Below are 14,967 nucleotides of genomic sequence, written 5' to 3' on the forward strand. Positions count from 1 at the left end.
CGCTGCTGTCATCAGCGTGCGGACGCGCGGCGTGTTGCGGCTGGCAAAAGTCCTTCGCGCTGCATCTTCTTGCGGGCAGCCTTGCGCTGTGGGGCAATTGCCTGGGCTTTTTCGCGGACACGCCGCTCCGAGGGCTTCTCATAGGCCCGGCGTTCCTTCATTTCGCGAAATAGTCCTTCGCGTTGCATCTTCTTCTTCAGGGCGCGGAGAGCCTGTTCAACATTGTTGTCTCTGACAATGACCTGCATGTTTTCTCCTTGCGGATAGTGGTGTTGAGCCCGCTCGGCTGGCGATCTCTCGGCATTCGTTCTGCGCAAATGGCGCAATCGTGGGCAGCCTTGGCTGAAGGGATCAGAGGATCACGCGTTGCCCCCGCGCTGCGTCGACGCGGCCGCAATGTGTGCTGAACCAGCCAGTGGTCGATATTTGCTAAGGTCTTGGCTGGAACGCGTACACTCTTCTGGAAGAGCACGCGTCGTTCTCTGGGCCTTACCAAACCGATAGGGGTGATGGGGAGGTAAATAAGAACGGCCAGACGGTGTTGCAAGGCAGCCTGATCCGCCCACCAGCGGCCTGACGGGAACCTTCTGGAGCCATGCACATTCCCTTTGCCGAGCGCGGGCCGTGTCAACCGGACGCGGCGGGGATGGCGAACATGGCGATTTTTCCGGTTTCCCGCCATGGCCGACGAATGGCAGACGATCGTCCAACCTGTCCGGCCCGCCGCACTCTTTGGAGGTCGATTGAAGATAGCTACCTACAACATTAACGGGATCATCGGCCGCCTTCCAATACTGCTGCGATGGCTGGAAGAAGATGCGCCTGATGTCGTCTGTCTTCAGGAGCTGAAAACCTCTGACGATAAATTCCCGCGACGGGAAATCGAAAGCGCCGGATATCGTGCCGTCTGGCATGGCCAAAAGAGCTGGAATGGTGTGGCGATCCTTGCGAGAGGCGTTTTGCCGGTGCTGACACGCCGTGGCCTGCCGGGCGATCCGGACGACAGCCACAGCCGATACATCGAGGCTGCCATAAACGGGATGTTGATCGGCTGCCTCTACCTTCCAAACGGCAACCCGGCGCCTGGCCCGAAATTCGACTACAAGCTGCGCTGGTTCCAGCGCCTGCATCACTATGCCGGAGAGCTCTTGGACCTCAAAGTCCCGACCCTGCTCACTGGCGATTTCAACGTCATGCCGACAGAGATGGATGTCTATTCCCCGGAACGATGGCGCGATGATGCCTTGTTCAGACCCGAGGTCAAAAAGGCCTATGCCAGGTTGGTTCAACAGGGATGGACGGATGCGCTTCGCCACCTTCACCCGAATGAGCGAATCTACACCTTCTGGAAATACTGGAGAAACTCATTCGAACGGGACGCGGGACTGCGGATCGACCATGTTCTTCTCAGTCCCGACCTCGCTGGGCATCTTCGCTCTGCTAGCGTGCGGCGCAATCCGAGAAGTTGGGACCATACAAGCGATCATGCGCCAGTCATGATTGAGCTCGACCTGCCTTACGCGACTGGCGCGAGCCGGTGAGTCCACAAGTATAGAGCGCCGGCGAAACCTCTTCGTCCGCACGATCCGGAAAGAGTTGACGGCGGATGCGATCGAGGGCCTCTGCTTCCTTGCGTGTTCTTGCAAGCAGATCGGTGGTGACATCGCCGTAGCGTGAGCCGTCCGCCGAAGCAACGCCGACAGTCCCGCCGCTCGACAGGAAGTCGCAGAAAGAACGCACCGACCGAAGACGCGTGGTGATCTCGATATAGTAGCTATCGTGTCTGGCCATGCTCGTCTCCTTTCACTCTCAAAGGTTAACGCGCACTGCGTCAATATGATGGCGCTATTTGTGCCTTTCAGCGGGACCACACCGAAGGCACCGTGTCATGATCGGCGTCGTTGGTTATCAAGCCCGCATAGGAAGTTATTCTCTTTTCGCAGGAACATTCACCCGCCATCCGCCTTTGTTCCCTCAAGGAGAATCGCCATGGCCAACGCTCGCACCACCTTCCATGAAGTCGTCTCGGAGATCGAGGCACTCGCGACTTCAAACGCAGCAGACCATTCCGGTCGCTGGACGGTCGAATATCTGACCCGACGCGAGGTCTTCTATCAATTTTCGGGAAATCGCAGTCTCGCAGGCGAGGACGCAACCGGGCATCGGTTTGACGGTACACGCGATACGCTGACGGCCCTACCGGCAAATCTGCTTATTCCCGCCATCGCCGACTTCGACGACAATACAGTCATGGCCTTCTATATCGGAGCAAGCACGTCGGTGACGACAATCGCTCGGGAAGCAGTCGATTGCTCCGTGCGGGCGCCGGAAGTGCTGCTGGTGGACGTCACCATTGATGACGAAGATCTGCTGGCAGGCACAAGATCCCTGACAAGACTGGCCTTCGTCGGGCTCGATGCCCATGAAGGATGGTCGCCGCTTGTTCCGTGTGCCGACATCCTGACCATCAATGACATGATCCATCCGTTCTGGTGCCACGGCAGACAGGTGGCCCGAGGGGGCCTGTTGCAGATCAGGATCTGACGAGACGATGTCGTGCGAGATGAGGTCTCACTTGTCACTTGTCCTGTTATGAGCGACCGCTGGGTCGTCACTCAGTCAAATAACTCGCCACGTCCAATCTGCCCTTGCTTCGCATCGACGCCGCTGATTGGCGGATCATCGGCAGGGTCGGGGTCCCTGGTGTTTGCGTCTTTGAGAGACCGTGCTGCCTCAACGAGTGCCACGGTCATCTCGTCCGTGCTCCAACCCGCAGCGTTGGCATCGGCGATAAGCGCCTCTAGGGCAACGCGAGCAGCATCGGTCGCATCCTTAAACCGGAGCGTGGGATCATTGCTTGTCGGGGCTGGAAAACTCATCTGCGTTCCTTTCGAGGGTTCGAACAAGATCCGTCCTTGGGGTGAACGCAGAGGATCGGAAATAGATGCGTCGATCATCTCTGCGCACGACAGCCGAGCGAAAACCGTGTCGATCGCTGCTCTTCAATGAATGCTTATGTTCTTCGACAGGTGCCGGCGGAGTGAAGCCTTGAGTGAACAACGCCGCAAGCCGGCAGTGAACACCCGAAGGAATGAGGGCTCGGAACCAATCGCCAGTACATCGGTTGATACACTGATCTCCATGCCCGAGAGAAGCGAAACCGGTGGAAAGGCCGAACGGAGGTTTCAATGCATCTGAACGAGGCAAAGGTGACGCATCGGCAGAAGGCCTGGCATGTCGATTTCTTCGGCGACGCCGGTGAGCAGCTGACGGTGCGCCTTCCCGAGGCGGCGGCGCTGAGCGAAGAAGACGCAATCGATCGTGCGAGGGAAATGATGGTGCAGCTGACACCCTTCGGCACCCGAGGCGGCGAGCCGAGCCTCAATCGCTACGACAGTCTGAGCAACGGCAATTTCGACGACGATCAACCGCCTTTCGGGATGAAACATTGAGGGAGGCTTGAATGACCATACGATATGGGACCTGCAATTGCGGCAAGGTGCGCTATCAGGTGGAGGGTGAACCCAAGCGTGTCGGGCTTTGCCATTGCACCGACTGCCGCCAGGAGAGTGGCGCAGCCTTTACCTATTACGCGATCTGGCCGACGTCCGCCTTCAAAACCACCGGGGAAACCGCAATGCATCAAGGCCGCCGCTTCTGCCCGGCCTGCGGTTCGCGGGTCTTTGCCTACGACGAAGACGAAGCCGAAATCAAACTCGGGACCCTGCAGGATGCGCCGACCGGCCTCAAGCCCACCTATGAGCTCTGGATCAAACGCCGCGAACCATGGCTTCAGCCGGTGGAGGGCGCGGAACAGTTCGAAGAGGATCGGATCTGACAGGCGTCCGATGTCGAAGGTTCGCGACGGGCTGCTGCGCGCACCGAGCTTTTAGCTCAAAAGGGTGATCACATTCGGTTGAAGCGTGAAAGGGCGAGAGGCATCGTCGCCATTCCCGAAGCAGGCAGCAACCGCAACCGCTTGGCCGCGAGGAATGTTACGGCAATGACCCCGGCGAGCTTCAGCCAGGGATAATTTCCAAGCTGCTCATGGGCACTCGCATCCGTCCATTGGGTGCGTGCCGAGATCGCGGTCTTCGCCTGCTCGCGGAGGAGAGCGAGGTGTCTACGCAGCAACGTCAGATCCTCCTGCAATCTTGCGAGCTCGACGGCCTCCTGCTTCTCCTCCGAATGGTCGACCGTAGGCATGACTTGTTCCGTTTCGGCCGCCTCCTCGATGTCGGCAAGATGTTCGTCAAGCTCGGCCTTCGTCTTGAATCCGCGCGTGCGTATATCCGTCATAAGCACCTCCCATCGGCCGTGTCGATTATCGCAAGATGAGAACGCGCTCAGCCGTCATAAGTTCGAACGTCGCCGATACATCCCGCTTTATGCCTGGAACCGGAGCAACAGCCCGTCGAGGTGGGCGATCTCACCCGCCCATTTGAGAATGAAATAAATCGCCACAAGGATACAATTTTTTGGTGCATGGCTTTCGAGCATTGGCTAAGGAGACCAACGAAAGCTGGGTTTAACAGGCATCCGCATCCATGCCGCTATTGCGCACCCGTCACATGGTTCAGTTCCGCCATCAAGGCACGGCCGCTGGACCATGCAATGACGGCATAGGCGAGGCCTCCCACCGCAACTCCCATAAACAAGTCCACCAAAGGAAGATGCAGGCTGCCGCCTGTCATATGGAGAGCCAGGCCGACGGCGCCGACCATGACACAGGCGCCCAGCCCGGCGGGCAGGATCCGACGCAACAAGGAGGGCCAACGGAATCCGGTGCCGCGCTGCAGGAAGTAGAGAGACACTGAAGTTGTCAATGCCGCGGCCACGACCTGCGCGACCGCGATATTGACGAGGTCAGGTCGGATCCAGCCGGCGATTGCAAGGCAGGCGAGGCTTGTTGCCGTAAACAGCATGTTCAGCCGCGGCAGCAGGGCAACCCGGCCGATGATGCTGAGCACGGGCTCGTTGAGCATCTGGATGACGGCAATGCCGCGCGCAGCTGCCAGCAGAATGAGAACTGGGGCGGCCGCGAGCCACTGCGTCCCGAGCAGCACGCTGACGAGTTGTTCGGATATCACAGCGAGGCCCATGAAGACGGGAAGAGCGGCAAAAGCAGTGGCCGCCATGATCAATCCCATAAGCCGGCTGAGGCCTTCCGCCCCGCTGCCCGCCGCGTTCTGCTGGCGGGAGAAATAGCTCCATGCCAGCATCCGCACGGGTTCGGAAATCAGCTCTGTGACGGCGCCGACGATGCGGCTTGCCATTCTATAGATGCCGACCTCCGTCGCGCCGATGAAGAACACGATCAGGAACTCCGCGCCATAACTTTGTGCAAATTGCATGAGGCGCGATGCCAGGAGCCGGGTGGAATAGGCAAGCGCCTCGCGGGCAGTCGTGAGCTGGAATTCGAACCGCGGAAGCCAGCGCGCAAAGCCGGTGGACATCAGGAGTGCGACAAGCACGACGCAACAGCGTCCTGCCGCAAGCGCGACGATGCCCCAGCCGAGCAATAGCCCTCCGGTCGTTACGAGAAGGCCCGAAAATTCCGAGGCCGCCTGATAGAAGGCAAGTTCGCGCAGGCGTCGCCTCCTGACCAATACGCCGCTCTGGCAGATGATGAAGGTGCCGGGCACGATGGTCGCCATCAGCAGGAGGAGGGTGAAGAAGATCGGCCCGGTCGGCGCCAGCCAGATGAGGGAAACAGCAAGTCCAATGAAGCCGAGAATGGTGAAGGCGAGTCCGCTTGCAAGCGCGCAATAGAGAACCGTTCCGGGCAGCTCCCTATCATGCGGTGCAGCAATCAGATATTCGCTCCATCCGGCTTCAGCAATCTTCGATTGCAGCAAAACGGTCGAAGAGACCATGGCAAAGACGCCAACCTCGGCCGGTGAGAGGACGCGGGCTGCGACCAGCAATGTACCGATACCGCAGAGTTGGCTGACCAGACGAGCGCCCGAAACCCATAGCGCATCCCGTGATGTAGACCCACTGCGCGGCTCCTGGTCTTCCCCTGCGCCGGGTAGTGATGCCGTACTAGATGTGCCCATGGTCACATGTTCTTTTGAGTTTATCTGGAGTTTATATTGTCATTATTACGCGCACCGCATGTGTTACCAAAGTAACAACTTTGGTGTATATTCGATATTGACGACCTATACTCACTTCTGCATAGTCAAGATGAAATTACAATCCTGCATATGAAGATTGGTCGGCACATGCATGGATTTAATCCGCCCTTTGTGACGACACAAAATCGTTTGTTGGCCGATTGGGCCGGAGGGACATAATGATGATGATACTCGCACATCGTGGCTGGTGGCTTGCACCCCATGAGCGGAACACTTTAGGCGCATTCGACAAGGCATTTGCCGCCGGACACGGCGTTGAACTGGATGTTCGCGATCTGAATGGCGAACTGGTAATTTCACACGATCCTGCCACAACCGGGGCATTGTCCTTCGCGCGCGTTCTTGAGTGCTATGCAGCAAATGGCGCCCCGGGACGACTGGCCATCAATATCAAGGCGGACGGCCTCTGCCCTGCCCTGCTGCCGATGCTGGAACAATATGAGGTGACGAACCGCTCCTTCGTTTTCGACGCGTCGGTTCCCGATCTCAGGCCCTATCTCGATAGCAATATCCCGGTTTTCACCCGCTACAGTGAGGTCGAGCTCTACCCGTCCTTCTACGAACGCTGTGAGGGCGTATGGGTGGATTCTTTCACCGAGAAGCCGGCCTCGATCGAACGCGCGATCGATGATCTAAGGCGCGGCAAATATGTCGCGATGGTCTCGCCGGAACTGCACAAGCGCCCGCATGAAGCGGTCTGGGCCGCCTGGTCTGGCGCATTGCGACAGGCTGCAAAGAGTGGTCTTCCGCTCGAGCGGCTGATGATCTGTACCGATCTGCCCGATGCAGCCGAGCAGAGCTTTGCCTGGATGGTTGAGGAGGAAGTCACATGATCCGTGCTGTTTTGTTCGATATGGATGGCGTGCTGATCGATGCCAAGGAATGGCATTATGAGGCGCTGAACCGGGCGCTCGATCTTTTCGGCATGCCGATCGACCGCCAGGCGCATCTGACTACGTTCGATGGCCTGCCAACCCGCCGCAAGCTGGAGATCCTCTCCCGTACCAATGGCCTGCCGAAGGGGCTCAACGAACTGATCCACGAGCTGAAGCAGGACTATACGATGGAGCTGATCTACACCCGCTGCAAGCCGGTGTTTGCCCATCAATACGCGCTCAGCCGTCTCAAGCACGATGGCTACAAGATCGCCGTCTGCTCGAACTCGATCCGTGTCACCATCGAGTCCATGATGCGGCGTGCCGGATTGATAGAATATATCGACCTCATCGTTTCCAATGAGGATGTCACCCGCGCCAAGCCGGATCCGGAAATGTATGTGACGACGATGGAGCGCTTCGGCCTCAGACCGGATGAGTGCCTGATCCTAGAGGACAATGAATACGGCCTGAAGGCCGCGCGCGACAGCGGCGCTTACGTCATGCAGATCGGAACACCGGCCGACGTTGTCTACGGCCGGATCGTGTCGGAGATCAAGCGTGTATCGGAGGTGATGGCATGATCGTCCTGTTCCCCACTACGGGCACAAGCCCGCATTTCAGCCCGGAAGACTATGCCTATCCGCGCCCGCTTATCGAAGTGGCCGGAAAGCCGATGATCCTATGGGCCATCGAAAACATGAAGTCGCTCGGCAGCGACGCGCATTTCCTCTTCCTCGTCGACCAGCAGGATGCCGTCAAATATTCCTACGAGCGGATCTTTGACCTCAGCACCAACGGCCGTTCCGAGGTGGTCATGCTGAAAGGCCCGACGGCCGGTGCGCTCTGCACCTGCCTGATGGCGGTCGACAAGATTGACCCCACCGAGCCGCTGGTGATTGCCAACAGCGACCAGATCATCGACACCCGGCTTGCATCCGTGATTGCGGAATTCGAGGCAGCCAAGGCGGATGCCGGCGTCATCACTTTCGAGACGATCCACCCGCGCTGGTCCTATGTGACGCTCGGCGACGACGGTTTCGTCAACCGCACGTCCGAGAAGGATGTGATCAGCAACAAGGCGATCGCTGGGTTCTATTATTTCCGCGAGGCCCAGATTTTCTTCAAGGCCGCGACTGCCGCCTTGAGGCACGGGGTGACGGTGGATGACCGCTACTATGTCAGCTCGTCGCTAAACGAGGTGATCCTGGATGGCGGCCGCGTCGTTTCCGCAAGCGTTCCCGCGGACCGCTACCACAGCTTCTACAACCCGAAAATGATCGAGAATTTCGAGGTCAACGGGGTCCGCCGCCTATCCTCAGCACAGGCCCAGCGACCCGTGCAACTGGTGGTGCCGGCCGCTGGCCGGGGCAGCCGCTTCGCCAAGGTCGGGTTCACCCGCCCGAAGCCCTTCATCGACGTGCTTGGCCGGCCGATGATCCAGCATGTGCTCGAAAACACGCTGCCGCCGGGTGGACAACCAACGGTCCTGGTGCTGCGCGAACATCTGGACAGCCAGGCGGATGCGGTGGCCGAACTTCGCTCGCAGGGCGTCGGGGTCGTTTCGGTCGATCAACTCACCGAAGGCACCGCCTGCACCGTTCTGCTGGCGCGTCAGCATCTCGATGAGGAAGCTCCCCTTCTCATCGCCAATTCCGACCAGGTGGTGGACATGCGTATCGTCGATTTCATCGATGACTGTATGTCGCGCGATCTCGACGGATCGATCCTCGTGTTTCGCGACCCGAAGCGCGACCCGAAATGGTCTTTCGCCGAAACCGATGCGGCAGGATTCGTGCTCAGGGTTGCCGAAAAGCAGCCGATCTCCGAACTGGCAACAGTCGGTATCTACTTCTTCCGCCGCGCCGGCGATTTCATGAAGGGCGCGCTCGACATGATGGTGCACAACGATCGCACCAACAACGAGTTCTATGTCTGCCCGGCCTATAATTACGCCATCCGTAACGGTGCACGCATCGGCGTTTACGAGATCGATGTCAGGAACATGCACGGGCTTGGTACGCCCGAGGATCTGGCCGAATATCTGCAGGGCCGTGAGCCTGCCTATGCATGACGTCGGAACCAGGCCGGACGCGATGGCGCCGCTGAACATCATCATTCCCATGGCCGGGAATGATTTTGAGCGGCCTGACGGCTCGGTGAAGGCGGAGATGCCGGTTGGAAAGACGACATTGCTCGGCGCCACGCTGGAGGCGCGTCCCTGGTGGAGCAGCGCGGCTGTGCCTGTTTTCGTGCTGCGGGACAGGCCTGCATCACGGCGCTACGCTCGGGAAACATTGCAGGCACGCTATCCGGCAGCGCGGATCGTCTGGCTGTCCGAAATGAGCGGTGGCGCTGCCTGGAGCGCTGCGGCCGGTGTGGCACTCGTCGCTTTTCCGGATGCGCCCGTTGTCGTCGACCTCTGCGATATCATGTTCGACTGCGATGCGGATATTGCTGCAATCTTTGCAACCGAACCCAATCTCGGCGGTCTGGCACTCACATTTGCCTCCCACCATCCGCAATACAGCTATATCAGGCTTGGAAATGATGGCCGGATGCTGGAAGCAAGGGAAAAGGTCGTCATCTCCGAGAATGCATCGGCAGGCGTCTATGCGTTCCGCAACGTCGCCGTTTTTCAGCTGGCTCTGGCCCACAGCCTGCAGAACCGGGCGCGCCTCTCGCATAACGGCCTGCTCTTTGTCTGCCCTATGCTGAACGGCGTGGTCGCACACGGTTTCGATGTCCGGACGCTGCCGGCGCGTGACGTGTTCGATGTCAAGATCGCAGACGTGACCCTTGCCGGCTAGTGGCTAGGATAGGGGAAAATACCGGTGCCGTTCCACTTCGACGGAGACGGGCGGAGCCTTGCTAACGATCCCCTCGACACGCGTTCGCGGGATCAGGGGACCTAGTAAACGGGAGTTCATCATGACAGCCGGGATATCGAGCAAATTACCCTCTCTCGCCATTATCATACCCTGCTACAACAATGTTGAGACACTTGCGGAGGCGCTGGACAGCGCTCTGGCACAGGATTATCCGAACTTCGAGGTCCATATCTGCGACAACGGCTCCACGGATGGCAGCCGGGAGATGATCGCATCCTACTCATCTCCATTGCTGAAGCCGGCCCTGCACCGAGACACCGTGCCGCGCACGGACAACTGGAATCGCGCCTATACCGCCGGCGCAAATGCCGATTACCTCGTCACCCTGCATGCCGACGACCGTCTCGCACCGGGGGCGTTGCGCGCGATCGGGCGCGCGGCAATGCGCCACCCTGCCCTGATCCACGGCCGTTTCCGGCAGATCACCTACGAGGGTGATCCTATTCCCGGCCGCCGCTTCGGGTGGAGTTACAGCAACAGCGGTGAGGCCTTTCGCGAACTGCTGCTGCTCAACAATATGGTCGCGATGCCGGGCGCAACGATCCGCACGGATGTCTTCTTCAAGGCCGGCCGCTGGGACCCCGCCTGGCAATATCTGCAGGATATGGAGCTCTGGTGGCGCTGCGGCGAGCTCGGAGAAGTGGCATTTGTTGCCGATATGCTTGGCGACCACAGGGCCTACAAGCATCCGCAGGCACTGCACCGGCATGCCGAAGAACATCTGCGCTGGGCGACGCGCAGGCTTCGCAACGCTCCGACCCGCCGACTACGGCAGGCCGCTGCCGATGGTCTGAACGCCTACCTCACGCGCCTCGAGGCGGAAGTGGATGCCTTGCCGGATGTCGCCGGCAGCCTGGTGGAGCCCGTAAGGGCGGCCAGGGCGGCGCTCGCGAAGGCACCGGGAACGCGCGTCGATGCCCTTCGCCGGCAACGACTGTTGCGTATGCGGGCTGCCTCGCTCTCGGCCATCGCTAAGTTCTTTGGAAGACTTTCGCCATGGCAGGCCTTATCGCGTTGATGGTCGACAGCATCCGCCCGTTCCAGATTGACGTAGGCTCTTTCAAATCGTCTTCATGGCACGGCTACCGACTGGCCTGGATACTGCCATTCGAGAACCATTTGACACAGGCGTGCGATAACTGTCATCGCGAGCATTCACGTCCCGTTGGCCGCCGCGACGGTCATCACTATCCGCTATAGCAACGAGTGCGGCGATAATTCCCGCCATCGCAAACAGGATCGCGATGACAGGCACGGCAAAGCCGCTGGATCTTTCTCCGGACTCGCCGTTCCGACGCTCGGACTTTGGTCTGATGACGCGCGGGACTGAAGTCCCAGATCCGGAACGCACTGCCTCCCCATCCGTTCGGCCCTCCATCGAAAGAGGAGTTCAGTCATGGGTGACAGGAACGAAATCCCGGGATTTTCCAGCGCGTGGAACGCATCCCTGCTGGCACTCGTCATCTTTCTTGCCGCCATGCTCTATGTCTTCGGCACGGCCATGTCGGGCGATACCGATCAGTTGACCGCCAGCGTTCCTGGCGCCGATGTCATCCAGGCCAGGTGAACTGGAAAAGTCCAGCCGATGCGATAGTTTGCATGGATCGTCGCAAATCAGGTTGGAAATGAACTGGCTCATACGGTGGAATGCCCGCTCCCTCGCTTCCCAATTCTTCATCATGGGAGGGTTTGTTTCCCTTGGCGCAATGTTCGTCATAGGGCTCATCGTCACCCATCTCATCGAGGATGCCGTCATCCACAATTCCGGGGCTGCAACAGCGCTCTATGTCGATAGCGTCGTCGCACCCTTGCTTCCCGACATGCAGACGGAATCGCTGCTCGACGAGGGAAGCGCCAGGGCGCTCGACGAAACGCTCGGACAGGGCGCGCTTGGCCGCCGTCTCGTGTCGTTCAAGCTGTGGCGCCGCGATGGCACGATCCTTTACTCCAATGAAAAGGAACTTGTGGGGAAGACATTTCCTGTCAATGACAAGCTCGCCCAGGCATTTGCGGGCTCGCTGGTCGCACGTTACGAAGTCGCAAGCGACCCCGAAAGCGCCGAGGAGCGCAGTCTCGGCAGGGCGCTCATGGAAATTTACAATCCTGTTTTGCAGCCTTGGTCGGGCGAGGCTGTGGCCGTGCTTGAATTCTATGAGACGGCCGAAGGGCTGGAAGACAGCCTCGCACGGGCACGGCTCTGGAGTTGGCTGGCCGTGGCCGGCCTGACCGCAATCTTCTTCCTCGTTCTCTCCATTCTCGTCTTTCGCGGCAGCCATACGATCGAGGTCCAGCGCGAAGCGCTAAAGGCCAGAGTAGACGAACTCTCCGCACTTCTCGCCGAAAATCGCGGTCTGCAACGCAGGCTTCAATTGTCCTCCCGACGCGCCGCCGCCTTGAACGAAACCTATCTGCGCAGCATCGGGGCCGATCTGCATGACGGCCCCGCCCAGCACATCGCCTATGCTTCGCTACGTCTCGACAGCAACCTGCTGGTCGATGCCGCTATCCAGCCGGAGACGCGCGAGAAGGAACTCGCCTGGATCCGTTCGAGCCTTGCCGAGGCGATGAAGGAGATCCGTGACATCTGCAAGGGGCTGGTCCTGCCGCAAATCGAGAAGGCTTCGACTACGGAGATCGTGAAACGCGTTGTCGAGGCCCACCAGCAGAAGACCAACACCACCGTCGACACGACAATTGACGAGGACGATCGGGAGCTTGCCCCCGCTCTCAAGATTTGTATCTACCGCTTCATTCAAGAGGCACTCAACAATGCCTATCGCCATGGCGGCGGGGTTGAGCAGGCCGTCAGGGCAACATCACACGGCGGCGGCGTCCGCATCGAAGTCAGTGACCGAGGCGAGGGTTTTGATCCGACGCAGGTGAGGTCGGCGAGCCTCGGCCTTGCGGGGCTCAAAGAGCGAATCGATAGCCTTGGCGGTGAATTCGACATAAAAACCGGTGAAGGCGGAACGACTGTCATTATGACCTTCGCGCCTATGGAAGTGGAGGAATAGAATGACGTCTATCAAAGTCGGCGTCGTAGACGACCATCCCCTTTTTCGCGAGGGGGTGACTCGTAGCCTCTCCGAGGTCAGCGATTTTGTCGTCGTGGGAGAAGGCGCCAACACATCTGATGCCGCAATGATCGCCGCCGATACCCGTCCGGACGTGCTGCTTCTCGATGTGTCGATGCCCGGGGACGGGCTCTCGGTGATCGACGAGATCCTCTCCATAAGCCCGGATACCAAAATCCTCATGCTCACGGCCTCAGAGGAAGTCGATACGCTCGTCGAAGCGCTGCAACGCGGGGCAAAGGGTTACATTCTCAAGGGTGTTGGTTCCCGCGGTCTGGCGGAAGCGATCCGCACTGTTTTCAAGGGAGCCCGCTACGTCTCACCGGCGATGTCAGCCAAAGTCATGGAATATTCATTGAGCGGGCAGGCATCGGACAGGGACGCGCTTACCCCTCGGGAACGAGAGGTGATGGATCTCGTTGCGCAAGGCCTTTCAAACAAGCACATCGGCCTTCGTCTCGATCTACAGGAGAAAACGGTAAAGCATCATATGACCCAGATCCTGACAAAGCTCGGCGTCACGAACAGGACGGAAGCTGCCTTGCGGTGGCGTGAAAAACGCTAGCGCAGGAGGCGCGTGAGCCGCGTACTGTCAGCCGATGTCGCCCGCCTGTTGATGATCGTGCGGCCTTTCGAGTCCTTCATGATGTAACGTCCTGCGCGAAGGGTTTCGGTTATTCCATTCGTATGCCGGACATCGATCGAGCCGTCAGTATCTTCGGTTGCCCGTTCTCCAGATGTTGAGGGCGCATTGTTCGTGCTGCCGGCTCCGTTCGAGCTGGATCGGCCGTTCCCACCGCTGTTGCCGCTGCCGCCCGAATTACCGTTTCCATTCCCCCCGCCATTGCCGTTGCCATTCCCCCCGCCATTACCATTTCCCCCACCGTTGCCGCTTCCATTTCCCCCGCCGTTGCCGTTTCCACCCCCTCCGCCATTACCGCCGTTGCCGTTTCCATTCCCCCCGCCATTACCGTTTTCGTTCTTCGCGAAGGCTACCTCGCTGGCGAGCGAGGGAAACGAACCCGCCACATCGACCTTCAACGGCGCAACGGCAAGAATACTCGCGCCGCAGCCCTTCAGGAAATTGCGCTTAGAGATCGCCATCGTCACTTGCCTTGTCGTTCTTCCCTAGTGTCTGCTCAAAAGCAGGAAGCACGAGATTGACCGCTTGTTCCGAAATTGCAAGACGGTCGGACATAGGTGCCAGGCGGTCTGGGACTTTGGTCCGGGATCACAAGCAACGGTCGCCCCTCGGGGACGCAACCTTCTCACGGCAAGAAAAAATGGCTTCGCTCAGATAACGGGGGAAACGCACGGACGTCTTGGCCCGCTGAACGGCTGATAGGTATTGTCCAAGGCGCGATAGGAATTATAGCGCGCGGCACACCATGATATATGCGGGTTGGGGCTTGTATCGGCCGCCGGTAGTCCGACGGAAAGCTCTCTGTCTTCGATTACGCAGGGCTTGCGGGGTCCGCCGTCAAAAGGCTGGTATGAATTGTCAGCCACATTATAGGACCGGTAGCGTTGCTGGCATAGGCTGAGATGATGACTGTCAGCCATCCATTCCTGCTTCGGCTGCTCAATCGCACCCGCCACGGCTGCATCAGGCGGCGCGATGGCTGCAATGCCGACGAGATTGGCAGGCTTTGAAAGCGAAGCGTCGTCCGCCATGGCCTGGAGGGGCGGAAGGCGCTCGTAATCTTGTGTTTGGGGATCAACGCGTGTCGGTGTCGTCGTCCAGAGCGGCGCATCGAGATTGGCGAAATGATGGGGTTCCGGTTCGCGGAACCCATAGGACGCAACTCCGAGACCGCCAACCAGAACGGTCCCCACCACTGCCAGACAGATGGATGGTGCAGCAAGCGACTTCATGACGCGATCTCCCATTCCCGGTACAGATAGAAATTAGGAACGCCGGGCTTCGGTTCCGCGGACAGGTCGAAAATCGCGTCTTTTGATGCTTATTTTGCTGGTGCAATGGGGA

At 59.3% G+C, this 14,967-nt stretch carries 19 protein-coding genes; 12 read left to right on the forward strand and 7 right to left on the reverse strand.

The genetic code is table 11. The annotated features are described in order from the left end of the window. Positions 1–11: 11 nt before the first annotated feature. Positions 12–248, reverse strand: a complete 237-nt coding sequence (rpsU, locus tag AB4Z13_RS21285) for a 30S ribosomal protein S21 (RefSeq protein ID WP_442206745.1) — start codon at positions 246–248, stop codon at positions 12–14. Positions 249–743: 495 nt separating this feature from the next. On the opposite strand from rpsU, the gene xth reads away from it, so the two are divergent. Further along, positions 744–1,541, forward strand: a complete 798-nt coding sequence (gene xth, locus AB4Z13_RS21290; protein WP_442206746.1) for an exodeoxyribonuclease III — start codon at positions 744–746, stop codon at positions 1,539–1,541. Here the strand turns inward: xth and AB4Z13_RS21295 are convergent. Continuing rightward, on the reverse strand, positions 1,495–1,791 hold the full coding sequence (locus tag AB4Z13_RS21295) for a hypothetical protein (protein WP_442206747.1): 297 nt from the start codon (positions 1,789–1,791) through the stop codon (positions 1,495–1,497). The genes xth and AB4Z13_RS21295 overlap by 47 nt on opposite strands. A gap of 198 nt (positions 1,792–1,989) precedes the next feature. Here AB4Z13_RS21295 and AB4Z13_RS21300 point away from each other — a divergent pair, with 198 nt between their 5' ends. Further along, positions 1,990–2,544: a hypothetical protein gene (locus AB4Z13_RS21300; protein WP_442206748.1), complete on the forward strand. Its 555-nt coding sequence runs from the start codon at positions 1,990–1,992 to the stop codon at positions 2,542–2,544. A 71-nt stretch (positions 2,545–2,615) separates the two neighbouring features. On the opposite strand, the gene AB4Z13_RS21305 is transcribed toward AB4Z13_RS21300, so the two are convergent. Next, a complete protein-coding gene (locus AB4Z13_RS21305; protein WP_442206846.1) occupies positions 2,616–2,879 on the reverse strand; it encodes a hypothetical protein in 264 nt (87 codons plus the stop codon). Between the two features lie 309 nt (positions 2,880–3,188). Here AB4Z13_RS21305 and AB4Z13_RS21310 point away from each other — a divergent pair, with 309 nt between their 5' ends. Continuing rightward, a complete protein-coding gene (locus tag AB4Z13_RS21310) occupies positions 3,189–3,452 on the forward strand; it encodes a hypothetical protein (RefSeq protein WP_442206749.1) in 264 nt (87 codons plus the stop codon). Positions 3,453–3,463: 11 nt separating this feature from the next. Continuing rightward, on the forward strand, positions 3,464–3,838 hold the full coding sequence (locus AB4Z13_RS21315; protein ID WP_442206750.1) for a GFA family protein: 375 nt from the start codon (positions 3,464–3,466) through the stop codon (positions 3,836–3,838). Between the two features lie 68 nt (positions 3,839–3,906). Here AB4Z13_RS21315 and AB4Z13_RS21320 read toward each other — a convergent pair whose 3' ends face one another. Together AB4Z13_RS21320 and AB4Z13_RS21325 are read right to left on the reverse strand one after the other, a co-directional pair. Then, positions 3,907–4,299: a hypothetical protein gene (locus AB4Z13_RS21320; RefSeq protein ID WP_442206751.1), complete on the reverse strand. Its 393-nt coding sequence runs from the start codon at positions 4,297–4,299 to the stop codon at positions 3,907–3,909. A gap of 254 nt (positions 4,300–4,553) precedes the next feature. After that, positions 4,554–6,059 carry an oligosaccharide flippase family protein gene (locus tag AB4Z13_RS21325; protein ID WP_442206752.1) on the reverse strand — a complete coding sequence of 502 codons (1,506 nt, stop codon included), beginning with the start codon at positions 6,057–6,059 and terminating at the stop codon, positions 4,554–4,556. Between the two features lie 239 nt (positions 6,060–6,298). On the opposite strand from AB4Z13_RS21325, the gene AB4Z13_RS21330 reads away from it, so the two are divergent. From AB4Z13_RS21330 to AB4Z13_RS21365, 8 genes are all read left to right on the forward strand, one after another. Further along, a complete protein-coding gene (locus AB4Z13_RS21330) occupies positions 6,299–6,973 on the forward strand; it encodes a hypothetical protein (RefSeq protein WP_442206753.1) in 675 nt (224 codons plus the stop codon). Next, entirely contained in the window at positions 6,970–7,599 is a 630-nt protein-coding gene (locus AB4Z13_RS21335; RefSeq protein WP_007823215.1) for an HAD family hydrolase, read from the forward strand. Before AB4Z13_RS21330 ends, AB4Z13_RS21335 begins: the two co-directional genes overlap by 4 nt. Continuing rightward, complete coding sequence (locus AB4Z13_RS21340; RefSeq protein WP_442206754.1) at positions 7,596–9,089, forward strand: glycosyltransferase family 2 protein; 1,494 nt, start codon at positions 7,596–7,598, stop codon at positions 9,087–9,089. Before AB4Z13_RS21335 ends, AB4Z13_RS21340 begins: the two co-directional genes overlap by 4 nt. Next, positions 9,082–9,825, forward strand: coding sequence for a hypothetical protein (locus AB4Z13_RS21345; protein ID WP_439017867.1), 744 nt, complete (start codon positions 9,082–9,084; stop codon positions 9,823–9,825). Before AB4Z13_RS21340 ends, AB4Z13_RS21345 begins: the two co-directional genes overlap by 8 nt. 121 nt (positions 9,826–9,946) lie before the next feature. Continuing rightward, positions 9,947–10,924 (forward strand): glycosyltransferase, encoded by a 978-nt coding sequence (locus tag AB4Z13_RS21350; protein ID WP_113320112.1) that lies wholly within the window; start codon positions 9,947–9,949, stop codon positions 10,922–10,924. Positions 10,925–11,302: 378 nt separating this feature from the next. Continuing rightward, the gene (locus AB4Z13_RS21355) at positions 11,303–11,473 is read left to right on the forward strand and encodes a hypothetical protein (protein ID WP_442206755.1); all 171 of its coding nucleotides are present in this window, start codon (positions 11,303–11,305) and stop codon (positions 11,471–11,473) included. Between the two features lie 58 nt (positions 11,474–11,531). Further along, a complete protein-coding gene (locus AB4Z13_RS21360) occupies positions 11,532–12,920 on the forward strand; it encodes a sensor histidine kinase (RefSeq protein ID WP_113320114.1) in 1,389 nt (462 codons plus the stop codon). Between the two features lies 1 nt (position 12,921). After that, complete coding sequence (locus AB4Z13_RS21365; RefSeq protein WP_113320115.1) at positions 12,922–13,545, forward strand: response regulator; 624 nt, start codon at positions 12,922–12,924, stop codon at positions 13,543–13,545. Here the strand turns inward: AB4Z13_RS21365 and AB4Z13_RS21370 are convergent. Continuing rightward, positions 13,542–14,084: a hypothetical protein gene (locus AB4Z13_RS21370; RefSeq protein ID WP_442206847.1), complete on the reverse strand. Its 543-nt coding sequence runs from the start codon at positions 14,082–14,084 to the stop codon at positions 13,542–13,544. The two genes, AB4Z13_RS21365 and AB4Z13_RS21370, sit on opposite strands and share 4 nt — an antisense overlap. Positions 14,085–14,273: 189 nt before the next feature. Next, the gene (locus AB4Z13_RS21375) at positions 14,274–14,855 is read right to left on the reverse strand and encodes a BA14K family protein (RefSeq protein ID WP_162747900.1); all 582 of its coding nucleotides are present in this window, start codon (positions 14,853–14,855) and stop codon (positions 14,274–14,276) included. Between the last annotated feature and the right edge of the window lie 112 nt (positions 14,856–14,967).

This window comes from Rhizobium sp. YAF28 (assembly GCF_052113285.1).
In the GTDB taxonomy this organism is placed as follows: Bacteria; Pseudomonadota; Alphaproteobacteria; order Rhizobiales; family Rhizobiaceae; genus Rhizobium.

Excerpts from the sequence above, each read along its gene's own strand:
- rpsU (WP_442206745.1), bottom strand. The coding sequence starts at position 248 with ATGCAGGTCATTGTCAGAGACAACAATGTTGAACAGGCTCTCCGCGCC.
- AB4Z13_RS21295 (WP_442206747.1), bottom strand. The coding sequence starts at position 1,791 with ATGGCCAGACACGATAGCTACTATATCGAGATCACCACGCGTCTTCGG.
- AB4Z13_RS21300 (WP_442206748.1), top strand. The coding sequence starts at position 1,990 with ATGGCCAACGCTCGCACCACCTTCCATGAAGTCGTCTCGGAGATCGAG.
- AB4Z13_RS21305 (WP_442206846.1), bottom strand. The coding sequence starts at position 2,879 with ATGAGTTTTCCAGCCCCGACAAGCAATGATCCCACGCTCCGGTTTAAG.
- AB4Z13_RS21310 (WP_442206749.1), top strand. The coding sequence starts at position 3,189 with ATGCATCTGAACGAGGCAAAGGTGACGCATCGGCAGAAGGCCTGGCAT.
- AB4Z13_RS21315 (WP_442206750.1), top strand. The coding sequence starts at position 3,464 with ATGACCATACGATATGGGACCTGCAATTGCGGCAAGGTGCGCTATCAG.
- AB4Z13_RS21320 (WP_442206751.1), bottom strand. The coding sequence starts at position 4,299 with ATGACGGATATACGCACGCGCGGATTCAAGACGAAGGCCGAGCTTGAC.
- AB4Z13_RS21325 (WP_442206752.1), bottom strand. The coding sequence starts at position 6,059 with ATGGGCACATCTAGTACGGCATCACTACCCGGCGCAGGGGAAGACCAG.
- AB4Z13_RS21330 (WP_442206753.1), top strand. The coding sequence starts at position 6,299 with ATGATGATGATACTCGCACATCGTGGCTGGTGGCTTGCACCCCATGAG.
- AB4Z13_RS21335 (WP_007823215.1), top strand. The coding sequence starts at position 6,970 with ATGATCCGTGCTGTTTTGTTCGATATGGATGGCGTGCTGATCGATGCC.
- AB4Z13_RS21340 (WP_442206754.1), top strand. The coding sequence starts at position 7,596 with ATGATCGTCCTGTTCCCCACTACGGGCACAAGCCCGCATTTCAGCCCG.
- AB4Z13_RS21345 (WP_439017867.1), top strand. The coding sequence starts at position 9,082 with ATGCATGACGTCGGAACCAGGCCGGACGCGATGGCGCCGCTGAACATC.
- AB4Z13_RS21350 (WP_113320112.1), top strand. The coding sequence starts at position 9,947 with ATGACAGCCGGGATATCGAGCAAATTACCCTCTCTCGCCATTATCATA.
- AB4Z13_RS21355 (WP_442206755.1), top strand. The coding sequence starts at position 11,303 with ATGGGTGACAGGAACGAAATCCCGGGATTTTCCAGCGCGTGGAACGCA.
- AB4Z13_RS21360 (WP_113320114.1), top strand. The coding sequence starts at position 11,532 with ATGAACTGGCTCATACGGTGGAATGCCCGCTCCCTCGCTTCCCAATTC.
- AB4Z13_RS21365 (WP_113320115.1), top strand. The coding sequence starts at position 12,922 with ATGACGTCTATCAAAGTCGGCGTCGTAGACGACCATCCCCTTTTTCGC.
- AB4Z13_RS21370 (WP_442206847.1), bottom strand. The coding sequence starts at position 14,084 with ATGGCGATCTCTAAGCGCAATTTCCTGAAGGGCTGCGGCGCGAGTATT.
- AB4Z13_RS21375 (WP_162747900.1), bottom strand. The coding sequence starts at position 14,855 with ATGAAGTCGCTTGCTGCACCATCCATCTGTCTGGCAGTGGTGGGGACC.